The organism is Rugamonas violacea, from assembly GCF_016461825.1.
Taxonomy (GTDB): domain Bacteria; phylum Pseudomonadota; class Gammaproteobacteria; order Burkholderiales; family Burkholderiaceae_D; genus Rugamonas.
The window spans coordinates 66402-90504 of the sequence record NZ_JAEMNU010000022.1 but is presented as its reverse complement, the minus strand read 5'-3'; the positions used below and the strand labels follow the sequence as shown (position 1 = coordinate 90504).

18 protein-coding genes are annotated in these 24103 nt (G+C 68.8%); 7 read left to right on the top strand and 11 right to left on the bottom strand.

Annotated elements, in window-relative coordinates; all coding sequences use genetic code 11:
• Positions 1-70: 70 nt before the first annotated feature.
• The 9 genes from H7U20_RS04050 to H7U20_RS04010 all read right to left on the bottom strand — a co-directional run bounded on the left by H7U20_RS04050 (position 71) and on the right by H7U20_RS04010 (position 14134).
• On the bottom strand, positions 71-1915 hold the full coding sequence (locus tag H7U20_RS04050) for a ShlB/FhaC/HecB family hemolysin secretion/activation protein (protein ID WP_199518327.1): 1845 nt from the start codon (positions 1913-1915) through the stop codon (positions 71-73).
• On the bottom strand, positions 1915-10251 hold the full coding sequence (locus H7U20_RS04045) for a YDG domain-containing protein (RefSeq protein WP_233410487.1): 8337 nt from the start codon (positions 10249-10251) through the stop codon (positions 1915-1917). Before H7U20_RS04045 ends, H7U20_RS04050 begins: the two co-directional genes overlap by 1 nt.
• 65 nt (positions 10252-10316) lie before the next feature.
• The gene (locus tag H7U20_RS04040; RefSeq protein WP_199518325.1) at positions 10317-10841 is read right to left on the bottom strand and encodes a DUF6916 family protein; all 525 of its coding nucleotides are present in this window, start codon (positions 10839-10841) and stop codon (positions 10317-10319) included.
• 19 nt (positions 10842-10860) lie between these two features.
• Positions 10861-11346, bottom strand: coding sequence for a GNAT family N-acetyltransferase (locus H7U20_RS04035; protein WP_199518324.1), 486 nt, complete (start codon positions 11344-11346; stop codon positions 10861-10863).
• 2 nt (positions 11347-11348) lie between these two features.
• Entirely contained in the window at positions 11349-11873 is a 525-nt protein-coding gene (locus H7U20_RS04030) for a phage tail protein (protein ID WP_199518323.1), read from the bottom strand.
• A 24-nt stretch (positions 11874-11897) separates the two neighbouring features.
• A complete protein-coding gene (locus H7U20_RS04025; RefSeq protein WP_233410486.1) occupies positions 11898-12404 on the bottom strand; it encodes a phage tail protein in 507 nt (168 codons plus the stop codon).
• 13 nt (positions 12405-12417) lie between these two features.
• Positions 12418-12927 carry a phage tail protein gene (locus H7U20_RS04020; RefSeq protein ID WP_199518322.1) on the bottom strand — a complete coding sequence of 170 codons (510 nt, stop codon included), beginning with the start codon at positions 12925-12927 and terminating at the stop codon, positions 12418-12420.
• Positions 12928-12964: 37 nt separating this feature from the next.
• A complete protein-coding gene (locus H7U20_RS04015) occupies positions 12965-13252 on the bottom strand; it encodes a DUF6916 family protein (RefSeq protein ID WP_199518321.1) in 288 nt (95 codons plus the stop codon).
• A gap of 279 nt (positions 13253-13531) precedes the next feature.
• The gene (locus H7U20_RS04010) at positions 13532-14134 is read right to left on the bottom strand and encodes a glutathione peroxidase (protein ID WP_199518320.1); all 603 of its coding nucleotides are present in this window, start codon (positions 14132-14134) and stop codon (positions 13532-13534) included.
• Between the two features lie 200 nt (positions 14135-14334).
• Between H7U20_RS04010 and H7U20_RS04005 the strand changes: the two genes are divergently transcribed.
• Positions 14335-15591: an extracellular catalytic domain type 2 short-chain-length polyhydroxyalkanoate depolymerase gene (locus H7U20_RS04005; protein WP_199518319.1), complete on the top strand. Its 1257-nt coding sequence runs from the start codon at positions 14335-14337 to the stop codon at positions 15589-15591.
• Between the two features lie 64 nt (positions 15592-15655).
• Positions 15656-16087, top strand: coding sequence for a hypothetical protein (locus tag H7U20_RS04000; RefSeq protein WP_199518318.1), 432 nt, complete (start codon positions 15656-15658; stop codon positions 16085-16087).
• 48 nt (positions 16088-16135) lie between these two features.
• Here the strand turns inward: H7U20_RS04000 and H7U20_RS03995 are convergent, their stop codons facing one another.
• Complete coding sequence (locus H7U20_RS03995) at positions 16136-16972, bottom strand: PPK2 family polyphosphate kinase (protein WP_199518317.1); 837 nt, start codon at positions 16970-16972, stop codon at positions 16136-16138.
• 213 nt (positions 16973-17185) lie between these two features.
• Here H7U20_RS03995 and chvE point away from each other — a divergent pair, with 213 nt between their 5' ends.
• From chvE to H7U20_RS03975, 4 genes are all read left to right on the top strand, one after another.
• Complete coding sequence (chvE, locus tag H7U20_RS03990; protein ID WP_199518316.1) at positions 17186-18256, top strand: multiple monosaccharide ABC transporter substrate-binding protein; 1071 nt, start codon at positions 17186-17188, stop codon at positions 18254-18256.
• A gap of 1 nt (position 18257) precedes the next feature.
• Positions 18258-19784 carry a multiple monosaccharide ABC transporter ATP-binding protein gene (gene mmsA / locus H7U20_RS03985; RefSeq protein WP_199518315.1) on the top strand — a complete coding sequence of 509 codons (1527 nt, stop codon included), beginning with the start codon at positions 18258-18260 and terminating at the stop codon, positions 19782-19784.
• A gap of 1 nt (position 19785) precedes the next feature.
• Positions 19786-21120, top strand: a complete 1335-nt coding sequence (gene mmsB / locus H7U20_RS03980; RefSeq protein ID WP_233410485.1) for a multiple monosaccharide ABC transporter permease — start codon at positions 19786-19788, stop codon at positions 21118-21120.
• 150 nt (positions 21121-21270) lie between these two features.
• Positions 21271-22428, top strand: a complete 1158-nt coding sequence (locus H7U20_RS03975) for a Fic family protein (protein ID WP_199518314.1) — start codon at positions 21271-21273, stop codon at positions 22426-22428.
• A 109-nt stretch (positions 22429-22537) separates the two neighbouring features.
• Here the strand turns inward: H7U20_RS03975 and H7U20_RS03970 are convergent, their stop codons facing one another.
• Positions 22538-23167 carry a glutathione S-transferase family protein gene (locus H7U20_RS03970; protein WP_199518313.1) on the bottom strand — a complete coding sequence of 210 codons (630 nt, stop codon included), beginning with the start codon at positions 23165-23167 and terminating at the stop codon, positions 22538-22540.
• A 109-nt stretch (positions 23168-23276) separates the two neighbouring features.
• On the opposite strand from H7U20_RS03970, the gene H7U20_RS03965 reads away from it, so the two are divergent.
• Positions 23277-24101: a helix-turn-helix domain-containing protein gene (locus H7U20_RS03965; RefSeq protein WP_199518312.1), complete on the top strand. Its 825-nt coding sequence runs from the start codon at positions 23277-23279 to the stop codon at positions 24099-24101.
• The last annotated feature ends 2 nt before the right edge of the window (positions 24102-24103 follow it).

Sequence of the window (24103 nt, the reverse complement as noted above, 5' to 3'; positions counted from 1 at the left end):
CCGGTGCATCACCGTGGCCGTCCAGAGTAGCCAACTACGGCGCAGCTGACAAGCGCCGCACGCCTGGCGGCTAGAAGTAGGTCGAGATCTGGAACCAGGCGCGGCTGCGCGCCGCGCTGCCGTCGGCGTCGTTGCCCTTGGCGTTGCGGGCCGGATTGCTGCCGACCTTGGCCGCCACCTGCAGCTGCACCGAGGTGCGCGCCAGCGGACGCCAGGTCCAGCCCAGGCCGACGCCCTTCAGGCTGTAGCTGTTGCCGGGGCCGTCGGGCGCCAGCGCGCCGGCGTACACGCTGTGGTTCAGCGTGACGTGGCCGTAGTCGAAGAAGGCGGCCAGCTCCGACTTCAGCGCCGGCAGCTCGTAGCGCCCCTCCAGCGTGGCCACGTAGCCGGCGTCGCCGCTGGCCTCGCCGGCCGGATAGGCGCGCACGCGGCCCGGGCCGCCGAGCGAGATCTTCTCGCCCGACTCCAGGTTGTGCGAGGCCAGCTGGCCGTTCAGGCTGACGATGGCGGTGGCGCCGGCGCCGACCCGCTGGTAGCGGCCGAATTGATAGTTGGTGTGCGTGAAGCGGCCCTGGGTGGCGGCGCTGGCCGCATCGGCCGCCAGCGCGGCGGCGTTGCCGGACAGGTCGACGCGGCCCGCCGTGAGGTCGACCGAGGCGATGCTGTAGCCGCCGCCGAACAATGTGTCCTGGCTGGTGTAGCTCACGCCGAGCGGCAGCGCCTGCACCTGCTTGTCGCTGGTGCGCGCGCCGTTGGCGTCGTTGGTGTAGCGCTTGTCGTCGTAGCCGAGGCGCAGCTGGATGTTGCTGTCGCCGCTGCGCAGCAGTGGATGGGTCAGCAGCACTTGCACCACGGCGGCGCCGCCGAAGCCGTTCAGCGAGGCGAATTCCGCGCCCAGGTGGTAGCGCAGGTGCGAATAGGCGCCGCCGACGCGGGTGCCGTGGTCGCCGACCGGCATCACATAGCCGAGGCGGGCGTAATTGAAGTCGGCGCCGGTGGTCGAGGCCAGCAGCGAGGCCTGGCCGCCCAGGCCGCCGATGTCGTTGAAATTCAAACCGCCCTGCAGGCGCACGCGCCCGGTGTAGCGGTTGGAGGAGTTGTCCAGGCCGAGGCTGCCGTTGAGCAGCGGGCCTTCCGTCAACGCCACGTCGAGCGCGGTCTCGCCACGCTGCGCGCCGGGACTCAGTTCCGTCCGCGCGCTGACGCCGGGGAAGTCGTCGGTCAGCAGCAGCGCGCGTTCCAGCGGCGCGTCGCGCAGCGCCTGGCCGAGCGGCGTCAGGGCGTCCAGGTAGCGGCGCGCCTGCGCCGGCTGCAAGCGCACAGTGGCGTCGGGCACCAGGCGGATCTCGCTGACGCGCCCTTCCAGCACCATGATGCGCACCTCGCCCTGGCCCAGCTCCTGCGCCGGCAGCACCGCCGTGGCCAGGAAGTAGCCCTGCTTGCGGTAGTAGGTACTGACGGCGTTGGCGGCCTGGCTCAATTCGTCGAAGCTCAATTCGCGGCCGGTATAGGGCTGCAACAGCTGCTGCAACGCCGCCTCCGGCAGCGCACTCACGCCTTGCAGCGTGAAGCGGCGCACCATCACGCGCTGGGCGCCGGCCAGCTGCACGCCCTGGTTCGGCCGACTGTCCGGCAGCACCGTGCCGCCGGCCTTGGGCGGCACGATCAGCGCCGGCGCGCGGTTGGTTTCCAGCAGGCGCCCGGCGTCCGGCACTTGCGGCGCCGGCGCGCCCTGCGCCTGGGCGTAGACCAGGGCGGGACTGCACAGGATGGCCAGCGCCAGCGCGCCGCGCCGCGCCGCCCGCATGGACGGGACGGCACCGACGTTGTCGGAATGGTTGGAACTGCCGGTACTGCTGAGTCGCTGGCGCACTGGTTTACCTTGCTGATGCAAATTGAATGGGGTCTGCTGCATTATTCTTCCGTGCGGATGCCGCCGTTAATCGCCAGTACCTGGGTGCCGCCCGGCAGGGTGGAGGTGGTGGTCTGCGCTGCCGGATTCGGCGCGCCATTGCGGCCGACAGCGCCGTCGTTGCTGTTCACGTTCGCGTTGCCGCCGGTGCTGGCGCCAAGGCTGTTATTGCCGCCCGCCGAGACGGCGCCGGCCAAGGTGGCCGGCGTGGGAGCCGGCGCGCTCGGCACGCTGAAGACGTTGAGGTCGGGCGAACCCGCCGGTGGCGTGGCGATCAGCACGGGACGAACGATGCTGGTGACGGCGGTGGCCAGTTGCTGCTCGGCCGGCGTCGGCGCCGGCGCGCCGGTAACGGTCAGTACGCCGTCCACCCAGTTGACCTTGTAGTTGGCCAGCTCCGGCCCGGCGACCTTGATGCCATACGCGCCGGCGGCCGATTGCGCCGTCGCGGCGGTGCTGACGGTGGCCCTCACCAGGCCATCGTTGTCGCCGCCCAGCAGGCCGCTGACGCTGTAGCCCAGCGCCGGATTGGCCGCGCCGGCGCTGCGCGCCGCGTCGTTGGCGCGCACGGTCAGCGCGGCCTGGTTGATGCTGGCGGTGGTGGTGGCGCTGGCGGCGCCCAGCTGGTAGTTGGAGGCGCGGCCGTTGGCGCCGTCGGTCAGCGTATAGCCGCTGACGGTCACCAGCTTGGCGCTGCCGGCGTTGCGGTTGTCGAAGCTGGCGCTGAGCGTGCCGCCGAAGCCCAGCGACTCGCCGGACACCAGGCCGCTCAAGCTGCCGTTGTTGCTCAGCGTGGCGGCGACGTTGCCGTCGTAGGTCTTGGCGGCGGCGACGATGCCGCCGACGCTGAGCGCCTTCGGCACGATCGCGCCGGCACCGCTGGCGCCGCTCGGCAGCAGGTAGTTCGACAGCAGCGTGGCGGCGCCCGCCGTCACGTCGGCCGCGCTCAGCGTGGCGCTGACGCTGCTGGCGCCGACCACGTTGGCGTTGTTGTAGACGCCGTTGGCGCGGGCCACGCTGGCGCTCTCGCCGGCGGCGAAGCCGGACAGTGCCAGCTTGCCGCCATCGATGACCGCCGCCGTCGTGCCGTCGTAGTTCTTGACCACCACGCCGTCGATGGCAGCGCTGAGCGTCTTCCGCTCGATGCTGGCGGTGGCGCTGGCGCTGGACGAGGCCAGCGTGTAGTTGCCGGCGTCGGCGCCGGCCAGCACCAGGCCGTTCACCGTCACCAGCTTGCCGCTGCCGGCGTTCTTGTCGGCGAAGCTGGCGCCGGCGCTGCCGACGCTCAGGCTATCGCCGGACAGGCGGTCGTCGCTCAGCGCGGCGGTGGTGGCGACGCTGCCGTCGTAGACCTTGTCGGCGGCGCTGGCGCTGACGTTGAGCGCACGCGCCGTGATGCTGCCGGTGCCGCTGGCGCCGCTGCTGGCCAGCCGGTAGTTGGCCGCGTCGGCGCCGCCCAGGGTCACGCCCTGCACCGTCAGCGCCTTGCCGTTGCCGACGTTCTTGTCGGCGAAGGAGGCGCCGCCGCCACTGACGACGATGCGGTCGCCGGCGAGGCGGTTGTCGCTCAGCGAGGCCGACGTGGCGGTGCCGCCGTCGTACACCTTGCTGGCGCCGGCGGCGCTGACCTGCAGCGTGCGCGGCGTGATGTTCGCGCTGACCGGGCCGCCGGCGAAGTTCAGCGTGTAGTTGCCGGCGTCGAGGCCGGCCAGCGTCACGCCGCCCATGGTGATGAGCTTGGCGCTACCGGCGTTCTTGTCGGCGAAGGCGGCGCCGGCGCTGAAGTTGAGCGCATCGCCGGCGACGCGGTCGTCGGCGTAGGTCAGAGCGGCCGTGGTCAGGCCGTCGTAGATCTTGTCGACGCCGGCGGCGGTGGCGTTGAGCGCGCGCGCCGTGATGGCGCCCCGGCCGGTGGCGACGGTCGAGCTCAGCACGTAGTTGCGGGCGTCGTTACCCGACAGCGCCAGGCCGCCGACGCTGAGCGCCTTGGCCGCGCCGACGTTCTTGTCGGCGTAGCTGGCGCTGCCGGCGGCGACGGTCAGGTCGTCGCCGCCGAGGCGGTCGTCGCCGAGCGTGGCGCTGGCGCCGGCCAGACCGTCGTAGACCTTGCTGGCGCCGCTCACCGTCACCGTCAGCGCTTTCGCCGTGATGCCGGCGTGCGCGGTGGCGACGGTCGAGGCCAGCGTGTAGTTGCGGGCGTCGCCGCCGGACAGCGTGATGCCGCTGACGGCGATGGTCTTGTTGGCACCGACATCCTTGTCGGCGTAGTCGGCGGCGGCGCTGGCCAACACCAGCGTGTCGCCGGCGATGGCGTCGCCGCTCAGGGTCACCACGGCGCCGGTCAGGCGGTCGTAGACCTTGCCGGCGCTGCTGGCGCCGACCGTCAACGCCCGCGGCGTGATCGACGCGGTGGTGCTGGCCGGCGTCGCCGCCATCTGGTAGTTGCCGGCGTCGGCGCCGCCCAACGTCACGCCGCCGAGCGTGACGGTCTTGCCGCTGCCGGCGTTCTTGTCGTCGAAGCTGCCGCTGGCCGACAGGCTCAGCGCGTCGCCGGCCAGGTGGTCGTCGCCGAAGCGGACCACGGCCGTGGTTTGGCCGTCGTAGACCTTGTCGTCGGCGCTGATGCTGGCCGTCAGCGTGCGCTTGGTGATGCTGCCGCTGCCGTTGGCGGTGGTCGAGGCCAGCACGTAGTTGCGCGCGTCGGCGCCGGACAAGCTCACGCCGCGCAACGTCAGCGCCTTGCCGGTGCCGACGTTCTTGTCGGCGAAACTGGTGGCGCCGCCCGCCGCGCTCAGCACCAGGTCGTCGCCGACGACGCGGTCGTCGACGATGCTGGCGCTGACCGTGGCCAGGCCGTCGTAGACCTTGCTCGCGGTGGCGCCGGCGGTCAAGGTGCGCGGCGTGATGTTGGCGCTGGTCGACGCGCTGGTCGAGGCCAGCGTGTAGTTGCCGGCGTCGGGGCCGGTCAGCGCGATGGCGCTGACGCTGACGGCCGTGCCGGTGGCGACGTTCTTGTCGGCGAAGAGCGCGCTTTCGGTGTAGCCCAGCACGTCGCCGGCGAGGCGGTTGTCGTTGTAGGTGACGGCGGCGCCGGTGCCGCCGTCGTAGACCTTGTTGACGCCGCTGGCGCTGGCGTTCAGCGTGCGCGGCGTGATGGCGGCGTGCGCCGTGGCCGCGCTCGAGGCCAGGGTGTAGTTGCCGGCGTCGTCGCCGGACAGGCTGATGCCGTGCACCGCGATGGCCTTGTTCAGGCCGGCGCTCTTGTCGGCGTAGGCGGCGCCGGCGTTGGCCAGCGCCAGCCGGTCGCCGCCGACGCGGTCGTCGCCCAGCACCACCACGGCGTCGCTCAGGCCGTCGTAGACCTTGCCGGCGCTGCTGGCGCTGGCGGTCAGCAGGCGCGGCGCGATACTGGCGCTGGTGCTGCCGCTGGTCGCGGCCAGCGTGTAGTTGCGGGCGTCGGCGCCGCCCAGCGTGATGCCGCTGACGCTGACCGGCTTGCCGCCGGCGGCGTTCTTGTCGGCGAAGCTGGCCTGGCTGGTGAAGCTCAGGCTGTCGTTGCCGAGGTGGTCGTCGCTGTAGCCCACGCTGGCGCCGATGCCGCCGTCGTAGATCTTGTTGATGCCGCTGACAGCGACGGTCAGCGTGCGCGGCGTGATGCTGGCCCGGCCGCTGACGCTGGTGTCGGCCAGCGTGTAGTTGTGGGCGTCGGCGCCGCCCAGCGTCAGGCCGCCGACCGTGACGGTCTTGCCGGCGCCGACGTCCTTGTCGGCGAAGGCGGCGGCGCCGCCGCTCAGCGTCACGCTGTCGCCGCTCAGCTGGTCGGCGCCCAGCGTGGCGCTGGCGGCGGTGCGGCCGTCGTAGATTTTGTCGCCGGCCGACAGGCTGGCCGTCAGCGTGCGCGGCGCGATGCCGGCCTGGGTGGTGGCCGTGGTTGCGCTCAAGGTGTAGTTGGCGGCGTCGGCGCCGCCCAGCACGATGCCGGCGACGCTGACGGTCTTGTTGACGCCCACGTCCTTGTCGGCATAGCTGCCGGCGGCGCTGCTCAGCGTCAGTCTGTCGTTGCCGACGTGGTCGTCGCTCAGCGTCACCACGGCGTCTTTCAGGCCGTCGTAGGTTTTGCCGGCGCTGGCGGCGGCCACCGTCAGCGCGCGCGGGGTGATGTCGGCGCTGGCGCGGGCGCCGCCGTTGCTCAGCGTATAGTTGCCGGCGTCGGGGCCGCTCAGCGCGATGCCGCTGACGTCGATGGCCTTGGCGACGCCGGCGTTCTTGTCGACGAAGCTGGCGCTGCCGCTCAGGGTCAGCGTATCGCCCGGCAGGCGGTTGTCGGCATAGTTCACGCCGGCGTTGCTCAGGCCGTCGTAGACCTTGGCGACGCCGGTGACGCTGGCCGTCAGCGCGCGCGGCGCCACCACCAGGTTGTTGCCGACGTAGTTCACCACATAGCCCAGCGAGTTGGCCAGCGTGCCGAGGTCGATGGCGTAGCTGCCGGCGTTCTTCGACAGACCGTTGACCGCCAACGCGCCGCTCAGGATGGCGGCGGTGTCGCCGTCGATCAGGCCGCCGACGTTGTAGCCCAGCGTCGGCGCCGTGCTGAGGCCGTCGTAGGTCTTGCCGGCGGCGGCGGCGTTGACGGTCAGCGTCGGCGTGGCCGAGTAGAGGAACCAGTTGCCGCTGGCCGCGTAGGCCGGCGTGCTGCCGGTGTAGGACTGGGCGTAGTGCTTGGCGTAGCCGGTGACGCGGCCGACCGTCTGGGCGGGGCTGCCGGTGTAGACCAGATAGCGTCCAGCGCCGGCGTTCAGGCCGTGCGTCGCCGCGTCCGAGGTATTGCCGTTTTTAAAATTGGCCGTGGCGACCACTTCGATCGTCGTGCCGCTGCCGCCGCCGCGCAGGACGCCGCTGGCGCCCAGCAGCACGTCGCCGCCGCCGCCGTTGGCGCCCAGGTTCTTGACCGACACGGTGGTGCCGCTGACGCTGCTGTTGATGCCGATGCTGCCGGTGCCGCTGTTGGTCTTGGCGGTGTCGTTGCCGATGGTGATGGCGACGTTGGCGGCCGTCACGTCGGCGCCCGCCGCCAGCGTGATGCCGGCGGCGCCGGCGTCGCGGTAGTTGTCGATGACGCCGTGGGCGAGGCTGTCGTTGGCGGTCAGGGTCAGCGAGCCGCCGGCCGCCAAGGTGACGGCCGAGTTCAGCGCGATGCTGCGGCCGGCCGACAGGCTCAGCGAGGCGCCGGCGCTGCCGGCGCCGGCGTCGAGCGGATTGCCGGCCAACAGGGTGATGTCGTTGCTCGCCTGCAGCGTGATCGAGGTGCCGGCCTTCAGCGCCGTGGCCAGCGCGGCGGCGTCGATCAGGGCGCTGCTGCCCAGCCCGCCGTAGGAATAGGGGATGTTGCCGACGGCCTGGCTGCCCATGTTGAAGATGCGCACATTGCCGCTGCCCGCGACGCTGCCGCTGCCGCCGTCGGCGTAAGGCGCGCCGACGGCCAGCCGGTCGCCGGCCGCGTTCAGCGCCAGCGCGTAGCCGAAGCTTTCCCAAGGAGAGAGGGTGAGATTGACGTCGTTGGCGCCGGTGTAACCGCCGCCCAGCGTGGCGCCCAGCCTCGGCGCGGCGAAGTCGGCGCCGAAATTGATGATGCGCACGCTGCCGCCGCCCAGCTCGGTGGCGCCATACGCGCCGTCGGACGCGGCGCCGACCGCCAGCACGCTGCCGCTGGCGTTCAGCGCCACCGAGGAGCCGAACATCGCGCCGTCCATCAGCGGCAAGTTCAAATTGTTGGCGCCGCTGTAGCCCAAGCCCAGGGTCGCGACCTTGGCGATGCCGGCGAAGGGATTGGTGTACAGGTAGACGGCGCCCTTGCCGTCGTCGACGCCGACCGCGCCGACGGCCAGCTTGTCGCCGGCCGCGTTGAGCGCCACCGCCGTGCCGTACTGCGCGTCGGCGGCCAAGCCCGTGTTGTAGATGGAGCTGCCGCTGTTGCTACTGCTGCTGAGCACCCGGCTGAAGACCGGCGCGGCGTTCGCGGCGGTGTACAGATACACCGCGCCGCTGTTGGCGTGGTTGTCGTAGCCTTGGTCGGCCAGGGCACCGACCGCCAGCTTGCTGCCGTCGGCGTTGAGCGCCACCGCCGAACCGAAAGCGGCGGCCCGGCTCTGGTTGCCGCTGCCGCCGTTGATGACGGCGTAGCCGACCGGCGTGGCGCCCAAGGTGAACAGTCTGACCTGGCCGAGGCCGCCGTTGGCGCCGAGCGCGCCCACCGCCAGCCGGCTGGCGTCGGCGTTCAGCGCCACGCTGCTGCCAAACTGGGCGTTCGGGTCGAGCGCGATGTTCAGATTGCCGGCGCCGCCGTAGCCCAGGCCCAGCGTGGAGCGCAGCACCACGTTGGCATAGTTGGCGCCGCTGAAGCCGTACAGGCGCACCGCGCCGGTGGCGCTGGCCGTGCCGGCGGCGCCGGCGTTGTAGGGCGCGCCCACGGCCAGCACGTCGCCGGCCGCGTTGAGGGCGACGCTGGCGCCATAACCCTCGCCGGCGCGCGGGTCGACCACGGCGCTGGCGCCGGTCACGTTGCCGTAGCCGTTGCCGAGGATGGCCTGGTAGGTCCAGCTGCTGGCGGTGTTGCCGATGGTGAGGTTTTTCGGGTCCAGCAGCAATTGGCCGCCACGGCCGGCGACGATCTGCTCCAGGTCGACGTAGCGCAAATCGTTTTTCGAGGAGATCTCCACCGTGCCGCCGGCGCCGCCGCCGCCGGCCTTGAGCGCGCCCAGCATGGTGGTCTGCTGCTGCGACCAGACCACGGCGGTGCCGCCCTGCGCGGCCGCGCCGCGCGCCGACACGTCGATCGTGCTGCCGCCGCCGATGAAGGTGGCGTTGGCGTTGGCGATGGCGGCGGTGGCGCCCCACCGCGTGACGAAGCGCGCCGCGTCGGGCGCGTCGGCGCGCGCGGCGCCGCCCTGGAAGGCGCCGCCGACGCGCACCAGGCCGCCCCGGGTCTGGCCCGAGGCGTCCAGCTGGGCGCCGAGCAGGCGCACGTCGGCGCCGGAGACATCGATGCGGCCGCCGGCGCCGGTCGCGCCCTGCGCGCTGTGGCGGCCCGACGACAACACGCCGGCGCCGGCCGCCAGCACGGTGCCGCCGCCGCCGGCGCTGCCGTTGACGCTGCTGCTGGCGTTGACGTTTTCCACCAGCATGGCGCCGGCCCGGTAGGCGATGGCGCCGCCGTCGCCGGCCAGTCCGGCGGCGCTGGCGCCGGCCGCCACCGACAGGTTGCCAGTGGCGTCGACCTGGATGGCGCCGCCGCGCGCGCCGTCGGCGTTGAGGCGGCCGTCGAGCGAGACGCTGGCGCCGCCGACGCCGATGCTGCCGCCGGCGCCGTGGGCGCTGGAGACGTCGAGCGCGCCGGCGTACACCTCGCCGTCGCCGACCAGGCGGATGCTGCCGCCGTCGGCCAGCAGGCCGCGCGCCTGCACCACGCCGCTGTTGTTGACGCTTGAGCGGGTCAGCGCGTCGGCGGCGGCCGCCGTCAGCACCACCTGGCCGCCGTCGGCGACGATCAGGCCGGCGTTGTCGGCCAGCGCCTTGAGGGCGCCGCGCGTGACGCGCACGCTGACCAGGCCGTCGCCGCGCAGGTCGACGCCGACCTGCTCGCCGGCCGCCAGCGCCACGCTGCCCTGCGGCGCGCTGATGCTGCCGCTGTTGGCCACCGAGGGGCCGATCAGCGCGACATAGCCGCCGGTGGCGGCGGCGATGCTGCCGGCGTTGCGCACCGCGCCGGCCGTGCCGGCGCCGCTGAATTCATATCTGCCGGCGAGGAAGGCGCTGTCGGCCAGGCCCAGCGAGGACGCCGCCAGGGCGCCGACGTTGACCTGCGCGCCGGCGCCGAACAGCACGCCCTGGGGATTGATCAGGAACACGCTGCCGTTCGACGACAGCTTGCCGTAGATTTGCGACGGGTCGCTGCCGATCACGCGGTTCAGCGCGACGGCCGAGGCGGACGGCTGGTCGAAGCGCACGGCGGCGTCGGCGCCGATGTCGAAGCGCTGCCAGTTGATGATGGCCTGGGCCGATTGCTGCGTCACCGTCATCTGCGCGCCGTGGCTGGCGATACTGGACTGGCCGGCCACCAGCTGGGCGCCGCCGGGCAGCGCGTTGGGCGGCGGTGGCGCCGCCGCGCCGGCCGCACCGCCCAGCCCGCCGGCGAGCATCGCCAGCCCCAGGCGGCGCGCCGCGCGCGCGCTGGAACCGCCCTTGCCGCGACCGCGCGCGCCCTCCGCCACGGCGACCCAACAGGCATGCACATGGCTCCAGACGAGACGATAGAAACGATTGGCTGAGGCATGTTTGTGCATAGTGGGTCCGGGCGGAGTGGGGGTAGCGGGTAAAAATCTAGTCGGGGAAAATCGGCGCGGCGGGCTTACAGCAGCAGACTGAAGTCGGCGCGATAGACGGTGGCGCCCGGACGCGGTTCGCCCGGCAGCAACAGCAGCGTGAAGCGGCCGATCTGCTGGTGGTCGAGGTCGTAGTTGCCCTGCGTCGCCTGGGCGCCACGGGGGCCGACGAAATACAGGGAGAACTGCTCGGTGCGCGGCACGGCGGCGCTGGCCGGCGGCGCGGTCCGCATGACCACGGCCGGCGCGGCGGCCGCACCCACCGGGGTCGCCGGAGTCGCCGGAGTCGCCGGGGCAGCGCCGACGCTCGGGGCGACGCCGCGCACCGCCTCCAAGGTCAGGCTGACGGCGCCAAATTCCGGGTGGTTGAGCCAGAACGGTTGGCCGACCAGGGCGCTCGCCGCCGCTTGGCTCCAGACGAAGCCGGCCGAGCCGGCGCCGCCGTCGGCATCGGCCGCGCCGGCGCGCGACGGCGCGGCCGCCAGTCCCAGTCCGGCCAGGGCCAGCGAGCTGCCGCCGATTTTTTTCAAAAGTTCACGCCGTTTCATCATGTTGGTTCTCCGTCCTACGTTATGGTTGCGGCGTCGGCGCGGCGCCGGCGCGCCACTCCATCAGCCGGTACAGACCGGCGCTACTGACTTCCTGGAAGCCCAGCCGCGCATACAAGCGCTGGGCCCGATTGTGGATCTCGACATGGATGCTGACCGGCAAGGCGGCACGCTCGCCCTCGGCCAGCAGTTGCCGCAACAAGGCCGTGGCGTGGCCGCGGCCGCGCCACGGCGGCAGGATGGCGATGTCGATCACATGGATGCGCTCGGGCCGGCGCGCCACGTACAGCCGCCCCGCCGGCACGCCGTCGATGTCGATGATGGCGAAATCGGCGTCGGCCTCGTGGCTACGGTAGTGCTGCTGCTGGGCGGCGAACTGCATGCGCACGAAGGCCTCGGCCTGCGCCTCGCTCCAGCCGGTCTGGGCGATCTCGTCGGCGCGCGTGCTGGCGTAGACGCGCAACAGGAAAGCCTGGTCCTGCTCGCCGACCGGACGCAAATGCAGCATGCTCAACTCCGCGGCGGGAAAGTGCCCTGCAAGCAGATGCAGAAATTCAGCGTCAGGTAGGGTTGCATATTGTTGTGTGGCATGGAACCGCCGGCCGGGTTCAGCGCGAGCGCCGGCGCGACCACGTCGGCACCGGTGGCGGCGCTGTAGATCTGCGCCGGAGCGGCATCGGCCAGCAGCACCGAATCGCCCGGCGCGGCGTAGGCGGCGGCGGCGCCGGCGTGCTGCAATTGGTGCGCGTGGGCCGGCATGTGGCTGGCGTCCAGCGTGACCGTCTCGCTGCCGCCGTTTTGGCCGGGGTAGTAGTCGGACAAGCCCGGCCCCTGGCCCCAGAACATTGGCGCGCGGCCGCGCAGGTCGGGCAGCCCGAAGGTGTTCTTGCCGTCGCCGCCGTAGTTCGTGCCCAGCAGCGCAAACAGCGCCGTGTTCTGGCGGAGGGAGAGCAGCGCGCCATCACATATCGCCCAACCTGTGGGGGCGAAATCGAAGGAAAAAATGCGAATTTCTGCGAGAAATGGATCGGACATGACTACTGCTTCCGTTCAATGAGGTTAAGACGACGAGGGAAACATGCCAAACAGCGAAATGATGAAGCTGACGCACAGATAAGGCGCCATATTGTCGTGCGGCTGGCTGCCGCCGGCGGAACTGATCGCCCCGCTGCGCATCGGCGCCGGGGCGGCGGGATGGGCGTAGACGGCACTGCCGCCGGTGTTGGCCAGCAGGCCGGTGGCGGCGCCGGCGCTCGGCGTGGCGCGCTCGCCCGAGGCCAGCAGCGCGTGCGTATGCGCCGGTATCTGCTGGGTGGTGAGTGTGACTTGCTCGCTGCCGAGGGATTCGCCCAGCTGCCTGCCGCTGCCCGCAGCGACAGGCAACCTGCCGCGCAGATCGGGCAGGGCGAAGGTGCTCTGGCCGTCGCCGCCGTAGGTGGTGCCGATCAGATTGAACAAGGCGTCGTTCTCCGAGATCGGCAGGATGGAGCCGTCGCAGAACATCCAGCCCGCCGGGGCGTAATTTCCTGCGAACATGCGAATTTCACCGATGTATGGTTGTGCCATGGCGACTCCTGGTCTAGTTTCTGGAAGGGAAGATGCCCTGCAGCGCGATGCAGAAATTCAGCACCAGGCTGGGCTGCATGTTCTGATGCGCCTGCGAGTCGCCGACCGGCGCCACGGCCTGGCTGTTGAGCGCGACCGTGTTGCTGGCGGCGGCGAACAGGTCGCGCCCGAGCCGGCCCTTCCTGCCGGGCAGCGCACCGCTTGGCGCGCCGCTGTTGGCCAGCGCCGAACTCATACTCAAACGGTGGTTGTGGCCCGGCAGCTCGCTGCTGCTCAGCGTATGCTCCGCCGCACCGCCCCTCTCCCCCTGTACATGGCCCAGCCCCATATGGATGGGTACGCGGCCGCGCAGATCGGGCAAGGCGAAGGTCACCCGGCCGTCGCCGCCGTACCTGGTGCCCATCAGTGAAAACAGCGCCTGATTCTGGTTGATCGGCATTATTTGACCTTCGCAGCGCGCCCAGCCTTTCGGCACGACGGTGCTAGACATGATGCGGATCTCGCCTAGGTATGGACTGCCCATGCTTGGCTCCTTGAAATTGTGGAATGGCGGCGGGCGCTCAATTGAACACCGCTTCGTAGTGGACGGCCGCGCCGACGCTGGCCAGCGGCACCAGGAAGATGTCCACGCTGCCGGCGGCGGAGCGCAGCGTGAAGATCTGCTGCGGCAACGGTGGTTGCGGGCCGCTGAACAGCAAGGAAAACGCCGCGCCGCCCGCCAGGCTGGCGGTTCGCGCTTCGACGGCGATCAGTTCCAGTTCGACGCCGTCATGGCCGGCCAACTGGAAACGCTGGTTCAGCAATGCCGCAAAATAGGTTTGGGTGAGGGCTGGGGGCGAAGAAGGCATGGCTTTTCTGATAATAGTTTCCGGCATTATATCTCACTTGCATCCGGGAAAATATAAACTATTCAAGACTATTGTTGTTTCCATACCGTCCGGCAGGGGACGATTGTTGGCGGCGCAAGGGGGCCGCCGCAGCAGCGCCAGGGGATGGCGGACGGGGGACGGGGGACGGGGGACGGGGGACGGGATGGCGGGTGGGGCCGCTCTCCCGCCGGCGCGGCGGGAGCGGCGGTATGGCGGGGGCGGCGGTATGGCGGGGGCGGCGGTATGGCGGCGCGGACCTTACATCGCCAACGCTTTTTCGACCGCGCCGACCAGTTGCTTGTCGCTCGGCGTGACCTTGCTCGGGAAGCTCTCCAACACCTTGCCGTTGCGGTCGATCAGGTATTTGTGGAAGTTCCACGCCGGCGTCTTGCCGGTGCTCTTGATCAGGCTGACGTAGAGCGGGTTCGGATTCGGTCCGGACACCACCGACTTGGTGAACATCGGGAATTTCACGCCGTAGGTGTTGTAGCAAAAATCGGCGATCTCCTTGCCGTTGCCCGGCTCCTGCTTGCCGAAGTCGTTCGACGGGAAGCCCAGCACCACCAGGCCCTTGCTGCCGTACTTGGCGTACATCGCCTCCAACCCCTCGTACTGGTTGGTGAAGCCGCAATAACTTGCCGTGTTGACCACCAGGATGACCTTGCCGGCATACTGGCACAGGTCCTGCGGCGCCTCGTCCTGCAGACGGTTGAAGCTGTGCTTGAGGATGGCCGGGCAGCTACCGGCCGAGGCGGCGGCGGCCGGCGCGGCGGGCGCGGCGGCCGTCTGCGCCAGGGCGGGCGCGGCGCCCAGCATGGTCAGCGCGGAAACAAGGCTAAGCTTGGCGAAATTATTGGTCATGGTGGGCGGCCGAAAAATGGATAGGAAAACCATTCTAAGCCAAAGCCGGCGCGCGCGTTGTCACTGTGCCGCTGTGCCACTGTGCCGCGGCGCGCCGTCATGTGGACGGCGGCGAAGCCGGTTCCGATTGAGCCAGATTAAACACTTGTCGCTGAGCTACCGCAGAATGACAGCTCAAATATCGCCGACGGGGAGCTGCCATGCCATTGCATTGTCGAATATTCCTGACCCGCACGCTCGCGCTGCTGGCCGCGCTCACGCTGCTGGCCGCCACCGCGCCGGCCCGGGCGCAGCAGGTGGTCGCCCTGCCCGCCATGAAGGCCGGCCAGGTGTCGGTGTCGGGCCTGTCCTCGGGCGGCTACATGGCGGTGCAATACGGCGTGGCGTTCTCGGCCAGCGTCGACGGTGTCGGCGTGATCGCCGGCGGCCCCTACTACTGCGCGCGGGGCAACCTCAACACCGCCACCACCGTCTGCAGCTGCACCGGCAGCCCCTTCCTGTGCCAGGTCAAGCCGGGCGGCACCAAGGTGAGCGAGCTCGTCGCCATCACCGACCAGAACGCCGCCGACAAGACGATCGATGCCGTCGCCGGGTTGGCCCACCAACGCATCTGGATGCTGTCCGGCAGCGCCGACACCCTAGTGCCCCAGGCCGTGATGAGCGACCTGGAAACCTATTACCTCCACTACATTAATAGCGCGAATATATCGTACAAGAAGGATCTGGCGGCCCAGCACGCGATGCCCACCGACGACTTCGGCAACAGTTGCGACAAACTGGGTTCGCCCTATATCAACAACTGCGCCTTCGACGCCGCCGGCGCCCTGCTGCAATGGATCTACGGCGGCCTGAATCCGCGCGGCGGCGCCACGCCGGCCGGCAAGTTCATCGAGTTCGACCAGACCGCCTTCCTGGCCGACCCGACCAGCCACGGCATGGCCGCCAGCGGTTTCCTCTACCTGCCGCCCGGCTGCGACAACAACGCCGGCCAGGGTTGCCGGCTGCACGTGGTGCTGCACGGCTGCCTGCAGGACCCGACCAACATCGGCGACAAATACGTCAAGAACACCGGCTACAACCGCTGGGCCGACAGCAACCGCATCGTGCTGCTGTATCCGCAAACGGCGCCGATCAACCCGCTGGCCAACCCGAACGCCTGCTGGGACTGGTTCAACTACGACGACGCCAAGTACGCCCAAAAGGGTGGCCGGCAGATGGCGGCGATCAAGCTGATGGTCGACCGGCTGACCGGCGCGCCGCCGCCACCGCCGCCGCCCGAGGGCGACTGCGTGACGGCGAGCAACTTCGACCACGTCCGCGCCGGCCGGGCCCACGACAAGTTCTTCACGGCGCTGGCCAACGGCTCGAACCAGAGTATGGGCTTGGACAATATTTACATTCGCACTACACTAAAGCGCACTGGACCGAACTTCTACGTGATCGGCAGCTGCCCCTGAACGCCGGTGGGACGGCCGGCGCGCGGCGGCGGCCGGTTTCCCCCACCACACAGAGGAGTAGCTTATGCAACCGACGCAATGGAGTTGGGCACCACAAATCCATCTTCCCTGGAGCGGCAGCGTGGCCCAGGAAATCGGGCTCAAATCGTGGTTCGACGCCATCCCCGCCAAGGCCGGCGACGGCGATCTGGAACTGCAGGTGTTCAACCAGGCGTCCTACGGCCGGCAACTCGGTTGGCTGTCCGAACTGCTGCTCGACCTCGCCGAGCGTCACCCGCCGGCCACCGACAAGGGCAAGGAGGCGCGGGATCGGCTGAAAGACGCGGCGGTGGCGATCGAGGGACTCAAGGAAATCAAGAAAAACATGATACGGCTGACGGCCAGCGACACCCTGCCCGGCGCACCGGAGGTGGCCGAGTACATGCGCCGGCTGAAACACAAGGACCCCGGCGGCTATGCCGAGTTCTGCGCCGAAATGGGCGTGAAACCGGTCTGAGCCGCGCCGCCGCGCCGCCCCGCCGCGCCGCCCTGTCCCACCGCGCGGCTATTCGATCAGCGTCGCCGTCAATTTCGGGTCGGCCGGCGGGAAGCCCAGCTTCATACCCTCCAGCGTTTCCAGCAACAGCGAGGCGACCACCAGGTCGCGCTGGGTCTTGGAGTCGGCCGGCACCACGTACCAGGGCGCATGGTCGCAATCGGTGGCGACCAGCGCCAGCTCGTAGGCGCGCTGGTAGTCGTCCCACTTCTGCCGCTGGACCACGTCGTTCGGGTCGAACTTCCATTGCTTGTCCGGGTCGGCCAGGCGCTCCTGCAGGCGCTCGCGCTGCTCGTCCTTGGAAATGTGCAGGAACACCTTGATGATGGTCGTGCCCGTCTCGCTGAGCATGCGTTCGAAGTCGCAGATCTGCGCGTAACGGCGCTTGCACTCCTTGCTGTCGATCATGCCCTGCACCTTGGTGATCAGCACATCCTCGTAGTGGCTGCGGTTGAAAATCGCCACCTCGCCCTTGACCGGCACCTGCTGATGCACCCGCCACAGATAGTCGTGGGCCAGCTCGATGTCGGTCGGCGCCTTGAAGCCGACGGCGCGGATGCCCATCGGACTGATCTGGCTGAACATGGCGCGCACGGTGCCGTCCTTGCCCGAAGTGTCCATTCCCTGCAACAACAGCAAAACTTTTTGTTGGCGCTGCGCGTACAACATCACCTGCAGCTCGGCGATGCGGGCGATCAGGCCGGCGGTCCTGGCGCGGTCCTGCGCCTTGGCCTCGGCCTTGCCCAGCCCGGCGTCATCGGCGCGGCTCGACAGGCGGTTGGCGCCGGCGTCCTGCTCGCGCAGCTTGAGCTCCTTGCCGACTCGAAATTGTTCCCGAACTGTCATCGTGGCCTTTCCAGTGATATACAAGTAATGAATTCTTTTCCAAAAGCGATAACTTTGGCGCCCAATTGGTGGCGCCGCCAATGCCGCGCACGCCCTAAAGACGGCAGGTGATATCAAAACGGATATCACTTCCAAGAAAAAAGTTATTAGATTAAGTTTATGGAATACCTATGATCGTCTCTGCAGCCCAATAAAACAATACGGAGACCCACAATGACACGAATCAAGCTTCTGCTCGCCGGCGCCCTGCTGGGCGCCGCCACCCTCGCCGCCCCCCTGGCCGGCGCGCAAACCAAGGGGCCGATCGGCATCTCGATGCCGACCAAAACCTCGTCGCGCTGGATCGCCGACGGCGACAACATGGTCAAGGTGTTCAAGGAGCGCGGCTACAAGACCGACCTGCAATACGCCGACGACGACATCCCCAACCAGCTGGCCCAGCTGGAGAACATGATCACCAAGGGCGCCAAGGTGCTGGTGATCGCCGCCATCGACGGCACCACCCTGTCCGGCGTGCTGCAGAAGGCGGCCGACAAGGGCATCAAGGTGATCGCCTATGACCGCCTGATCCGTGGCTCGAAGAACGTCGACTACTACGCCACCTTCGACAACTTCCAGGTCGGCGTGCAGCAGGCCGCCTACATCGAGAAGGCGCTCGACCTGAAACACGCCAAAGGCCCGTTCAACGTCGAGCTGTTCGGCGGCTCGGCCGACGACAACAACGCCCACTTCTTCTACAACGGCGCCCTGTCGGTGCTCAAGCCGTATATGGACCAGGGCAAGCTGGTGGTGCGCAGCAAGCAATTGGGCATGGAAAAGGTCGCCACCCTGCGCTGGGACGGCGCCGTCGCCCAGGCGCGCATGGACAATCTGCTCAGCGCCTACTACGGCAAGGAGCGGGTCGACGCCGTGCTGTCGCCGTATGACGGCCTGAGCATCGGCATCCTGTCCTCGCTGAAGGGCGTGGGCTACGGCACGCCGGCGCAGCCGATGCCGGTGGTCACCGGCCAGGACGCCGAGATTCCCTCGGTCAAGTCGATCCTGCGCGGCGAGCAACGCGCCACCGTGTTCAAGGACACCCGCGAACTGGCCAAGGTCACCGTCAACATGGTCGACGCCATCATGAGCGGCAAGACGCCCGAGGTGAACGACAGCAAGACCTACAACAACGGCGTCAAGGTGGTGCCGTCCTACCTGCTCAAACCGGTGACGGTCGACAAGTCGAACTGGAAAGAGGTGCTGATCACCAACAGCGGCTACTACACCGACGCGCAGATCCGCTGACATGGAGGCGATTTTGCAGATGCGGGGCATCCGCAAGACCTTCCCCGGCGTGGTCGCCCTCGACCACGTCGACCTGACGGTGCGCGCCGGCGAGATCCACGCCATCGTCGGCGAGAACGGCGCCGGCAAGTCGACCCTGATGAAGGTGCTCAGCGGCGTGTATCCCTACGGCAGCTACAGCGGCGACATCGAGTTCCTCGGCCGGCCGCGCGAGTTCCGCGACATCCGCGACAGCGAGCGCCTGGGCATCATCATCATCCACCAGGAGCTGGCCCTGGTGCCGCTGCTGTCGGTGGCCGAGAACCTGTTCCTGGGCAACGAGCCGACCCGCTTCGGCGTGATCGACCGCGAGCAAATGCGCCGCCGCAGCGTCGAGCTGCTGCGCCGCGTCGGCCTGGCCGTGTCGCCCGAGACGCCGGTCAACCAGCTCGGCGTCGGCCAGCAGCAACTGGTCGAGATCGCCAAGGCGCTGTGCAAGCAGGTCAAGCTGCTGATCCTCGACGAGCCCACCGCCAGCCTCAACGAGAGCGACAGCGATGCCCTGCTGACCCTGCTGCTGGACTTGCAGCGCCAGGGCATCGCGGCGATCCTGATCTCGCACAAACTCAACGAGATCTCGCGCGTCGCCGACGCCATCACCGTGCTGCGCGACGGCAACACCGTGCACAGCTACGACTGCCGCGTCGGCACCATCAGCGAGGGCCGCATCATCGAGCACATGGTGGGGCGGCAGATGGCCGAGCGCTACCCGTCCCGGCCACGGCGGCCGGGCGCCACCGTCTTCGAGGTGCGCGACTGGCAGGTGTTCCATCCCGAACAGAGCGAGCGCGCCGTGGTCAAGCGGGTCAACCTGCACGCGCGCCGCGGCGAGGTGGTCGGCATCGCCGGCCTGATGGGCGCCGGCCGCACCGAGCTGGCGATGAGCATCTTCGGCCGCTCCTACGGCCGGCGCATCAGCGGCAGCGTGTACAAGAACGGCGAGGAAATCGACGTCAGCAGCGTCAGCAAGGCGATCGGCCACGGCCTGGCCTATGTGACGGAGGACCGCAAGGCGCTCGGCCTGCTGCTCGAGGAGGATATCCAGAGCAACATCAGCCTGGCCAACCTGGCCGGCATCGCCGCCCGCCAGGTGATCGACCGGGCCCGCGAATACAAGGTGGCCGATGGCTACCGCCAGCGCCTGCGCATCCGCTGTTCGGGCGTGCGGCAGAAAACCCTGCACCTGTCCGGCGGCAACCAGCAGAAGGTGGTGCTGGCCAAGTGGCTGTTCTCGGCGCCGGACGTGTTGATTTTGGACGAGCCGAGCCGGGGCATCGACGTCGGCGCCAAGTACGAAATCTACAGCATCATCAACGCCCTGGTGGCCGAGGGCAAAAGCATCATCATGATCTCGTCCGAACTGCCCGAACTGCTCGGCATGTGCGACCGGATCTATGTGATGAACGAGGGCCGTTTCGCGGCCGAAATGGACGCGGCCGAGGCGACGCAGGAAAAGATCATGCACGCGATCGTCAATCATGGAGAATGAGATGGGTAAGCAACTCGATTTGAAACTCGTCGGCACGGCGCCGGCCAGCGCGACGCCGGACGCGGCCGCCACGGCGGCGGCGGCGGCGGCGGCGGCGGCGGGGCATGGCCACGACACCGGCCGCGACACCGGCCCGGCCGGCGGCCACGGCCAGCCGGCCAACGATCCGGACGCGCCGGCGCGGCGCCACCAGGGCTTCCTGAAAAACAATATGCGCGACTACGGCATGCTGCTGTCGCTGCTCGCCATCATGGCCTTCTTCCAGGTGATGACCGACGGCACCCTGCTGCAGCCGCTCAACCTGACCAACCTGGTGCTGCAGAACAGCTATGTGGTCATCATGGCGCTGGGCATGTTGCTGGTGATCGTGGCCGGCCACATCGACCTGTCGGTCGGCTCGGTGGTCGGCTTCGTCGGCGCGCTGGCGGCGGTGCTGATCGTCAAGTTCCAGCTGCATTTCGTCGCCGCCAGCCTGCTCTGCCTGCTGGCCGGCGCGGCGATCGGCGCCGCCCAGGGCTATTTCGTCGCCTTCCTGAAGATTCCCTCCTTCATCGTCACCCTGGCCGGCATGCTGGTGTTCAAGGGCCTCACCCTGGCCGTGCTGGAAGGCCAGTCGCTCGGCCCCTTCCCGGACGGCTTCCAGCTGCTCAGCTCGGGCTTCCTGCCCGACCCCTTCGGCCACGCCGACCTGCGCCTGGGCTCGCTGCTGCTGGGCGTGGCCGGCGCCGTGCTGATGCTCGTGCTGCAATTGCGCGGCCGCGCCGGCCAGCAGCGCCATGGCATGGACAGCGAACCCTACGGCTTCTTCCTGGCCAAGCTGGCCGTGTTCAGCGGCGCGCTGGTCTACTTCAGCTACCTGCTGGCCTCCTACAAGGGCATCCCCAACGTGCTGGCCTTGATGGCCCTGCTGATCCTGGCCTACACCTTCATCAGCCAGCGCACCGTGCCGGGCCGCCGCGTCTACGCCGTCGGCGGCAACGAGAAGGCGGCGCGGCTGTCGGGCATCCGCACCGAACGCGTCAGCTTCTACACCTTCGTCAACATGGGCGTGCTGGCCGCCGTCGCCGGCCTGGTCTTCGCCGCGCGGCTCAACACCGCCACGCCGAAGGCCGGCGTCGGCTTCGAGCTGGACGTGATCGCCGCCTGCTTCATCGGCGGCGCCTCGGCCTCGGGCGGGGTCGGCAAGGTGATGGGCGCGGTGATCGGCGCCTTCGTCATGGGGGTGATGAACAACGGCATGTCCATCATGGGCATCGGCATCGACTACCAGCAGGTCATCAAGGGATTGGTGCTGCTGGCCGCCGTCTGCGTCGACGTGTTCAACAAGAACAAATAGGCGCGCAGGTCGGCCGCTGTCGGCCGGGGTTGGCCGGGGTTGAAAAGTCTAAACGCCTCAAACCTTGAGGTGTTTAGTCGACATAATCGACTCAAAATATGAGTCGATTATGTGCTATATTCGCCTCATCTCCCCCTTCAAGAACAATCGATGGACGCCCCGCACTTCATCTGGCAGCAGCCGGACTGGCCCCGCATGCACTACGATGGCGCCGTGGTAGGTGGGGAAGTCGCGCTCGCCCGGCGTGCCCAAGGTGTCATCGAAGGCAAGCTGAGCGCCATCGGTTTCGAGCAACGCCGAACGCTCGCGGCCGAAGCCTGGAGTCAGGAAGCGGTGGCGACGGCCGCCATCGAAGGCGAACATTTGAGCTTGTTGGCGGTGCGCTCGTCCGTCGCCCGGCGCCTGGGTGTTGCCGGCCAATCGGGAGCGAGCGTCCCGCGACATATCGATGGCTTGCTCGATATCATGGATGACGCCGTCAATCGCGCCGCAGTGCCGCTCAGCCATGAGCGTTTGCACGGCTGGCAGGCCGCGCTATTTCCAACTGGATATTCCGGCATCAACAAGATCCGTGTTGGCGCGTATCGGGAACACGCCGAGCCGATGCAAATCGTCAGCGGCCGCATCGGCCATGAAAAGCTGCACTACGAGGCGCCGCCCTCCGCCATGGTGCCGGCCGAGATGGCGGCTTGGCTGGACTGGTTCAACCACGACGGCCGTGGCGACAGCCTGGTACGGGCGGCGCTTGCCCATCTGTGGTTCGAGACCGTACACCCTTTCGAGGATGGCAACGGCCGCGTCGGCCGCGTCATCGTCGATCTGCTGCTGGCGCGGGACAGCGGCGAGACCAGCCGGCTGATGCGCATCTCGCAAGGCCTGCTGGCCAGACGCGACGACTATTACAGCGAACTGGAGCGGGCGCAGCGCGGCGGCTTGGATGTGACGGCCTGGGTCGCCTGGTTTGTCAAACAAGTCCGTGTCGCCTGCGAGCAGGCCGCGCTCATCATCGATGAAGCGATGGCGAAGGGCCGCTTCTGGCGGGCGCATGGCGAGCAGGAGCTTTCGCCGCGTCAACGCAAGGTAATCAACGTCATACTCGATGCCGGTCCCGGCGGCTTTGAGGGCGGCATGAGTACCAAGAAGTATGAAAGCCTCACCGGCGCCTCGCGGGCGACCGCGTCGCGCGACTTGAGCGAGCTGGAGGACTGGGGTTTATTGCTACGCGCAGGCAATGGCCGTTCGACCAGATACTACCCAAACATTCCGGACTGGGGCCTGCGGGCGGAGGCTGCCGACACGCCAGCCTAGCCGATAGGGACATCGTACCTATCGGAGGTGTCCGTCATGATGGGGAAAGTCATTTCGCCAATAACGTAAGCTTTGAGGCCAGCCGCCTGCTTTACTGTTGCACCTACGGCTACGTCGACGACTGCGCGGCGTACAGCTCGGCGTCCTTGGCGGCCGCCTTCTGCATCGCCGGGCGCTGGTTGACGCGCTCGATGTAGGCGGTGATCACCGGCAGATCCGGCACCATCTTGTAGGCGACGATCCAGGACAACGAGGTGGCCCACAGCACGTCGACGGCGCTGAAGGTGTCGCCCAGCAGATACGGTCCCTTGGCCAGTTGCGCGGTCAACGTGTCGAGCGTGGTCTGGTAGTCGCCGTAGGGGCAAGCGGAGGCGGGCGCCGGCTCGCGCTGGAGCGAAAAGTCGCACACTGCCGGCTCGAAGCAGGAACCGTAGAAGGCCATCCAGCGCAGATACGGGCCGCGCAGCGGGTCGCCGATGGCCGGCGCCAGCTTGGCCTGCGGATACAGGTCGGCCAGGTAGAGGAAGATGGCGACCTGCTCGGTCACCAGCGCCTCGCCATGCAGCACGGCCGGCACCTTGCCCATCGGGTTGACCGCCAGATACTCGGGCTGGCGCTGCTCGCCCTTCTTCTGGTTCAGCAAATGCAACTGGTATTCGGCATGCAGCTCCTCCAGCAGGGCCAGGCTGCCGCTGGAACGCGAGTAGGGAGTGTGGAACAGGGTCAGGGCGTTTGTCATGCTGGTCTCCGTTGTGTTATCAAGGCGATCATACTAACTCTTGCTATGATGGCGGTCTTGTAAAAACACGAAGGCGGCACAAATATCCAGTGCCGCGCCCGCCATCATCATGAGCACCTTGCAACCGCTGACCGACAGCCCGAAGGGCGTGGTCAACCCTGCCGCCGCGCAACAAGCCTTCCGCCTGGAACGCTATCTGCCGGAGGCCGACTTGGCCCCCTTCCTCGACTTTTTCTGGCTGGTCGAATGGCGTCTGCCCGCGGGCTTCACGCATGTGCAACGCACGCTGCCCCATCCCTGCGTCAACCTGGTGTTCGACCGCGAGCGCACCGCCGTGTTCGGCGTTGTCACCGGCGCCTTCGACTACACCCTGCAGGGCAGCGGCCGGGTGCTGGGCCTGCGCTTCCGCCCGGGCGGCTTTCGCGGCTTCCTCGGCGACAAGCTGAAGACCTTGACCGACCGCACCATGCCGCTGGCGCCCCTGTTCGGCGGCGACGGCGCGGCCGACGAACGCGCCGTGCTCGACGCGGTCGACGACGCCAGCATGCTCGCCGCCGCCAGCGCCGTGCTGCGCCGCGCCCTGCCGCCGCCCGACGCCAAGGTCGAGCGCATCGACGCCATCCTGGCCCTGCTGCGCGAGCGGCCGGACATCACCCGCGCCGAACAGCTGGCCGAGCAGGCCGGCCTCGGCCTGCGCAGTCTGCAGCAATTGTTCATGGACTATGTCGGCGTCAGCCCGAAGTGGGCGATCCGCCGCAACCGCCTGCAGGACGCCGCCGACCGCCTGGCCAAGGGCGACGAGCCCGACTTGGCCGGGCTGGCGCAGGCGCTGGGCTATTTCGACCAGGCCCACTTCACCTCCGACTTCGAAAAGCTGGTCGGCAAGCCACCGGCCGACTACCGCCGCAGCTGCCAGGCGGCAAACAATCGTTGACC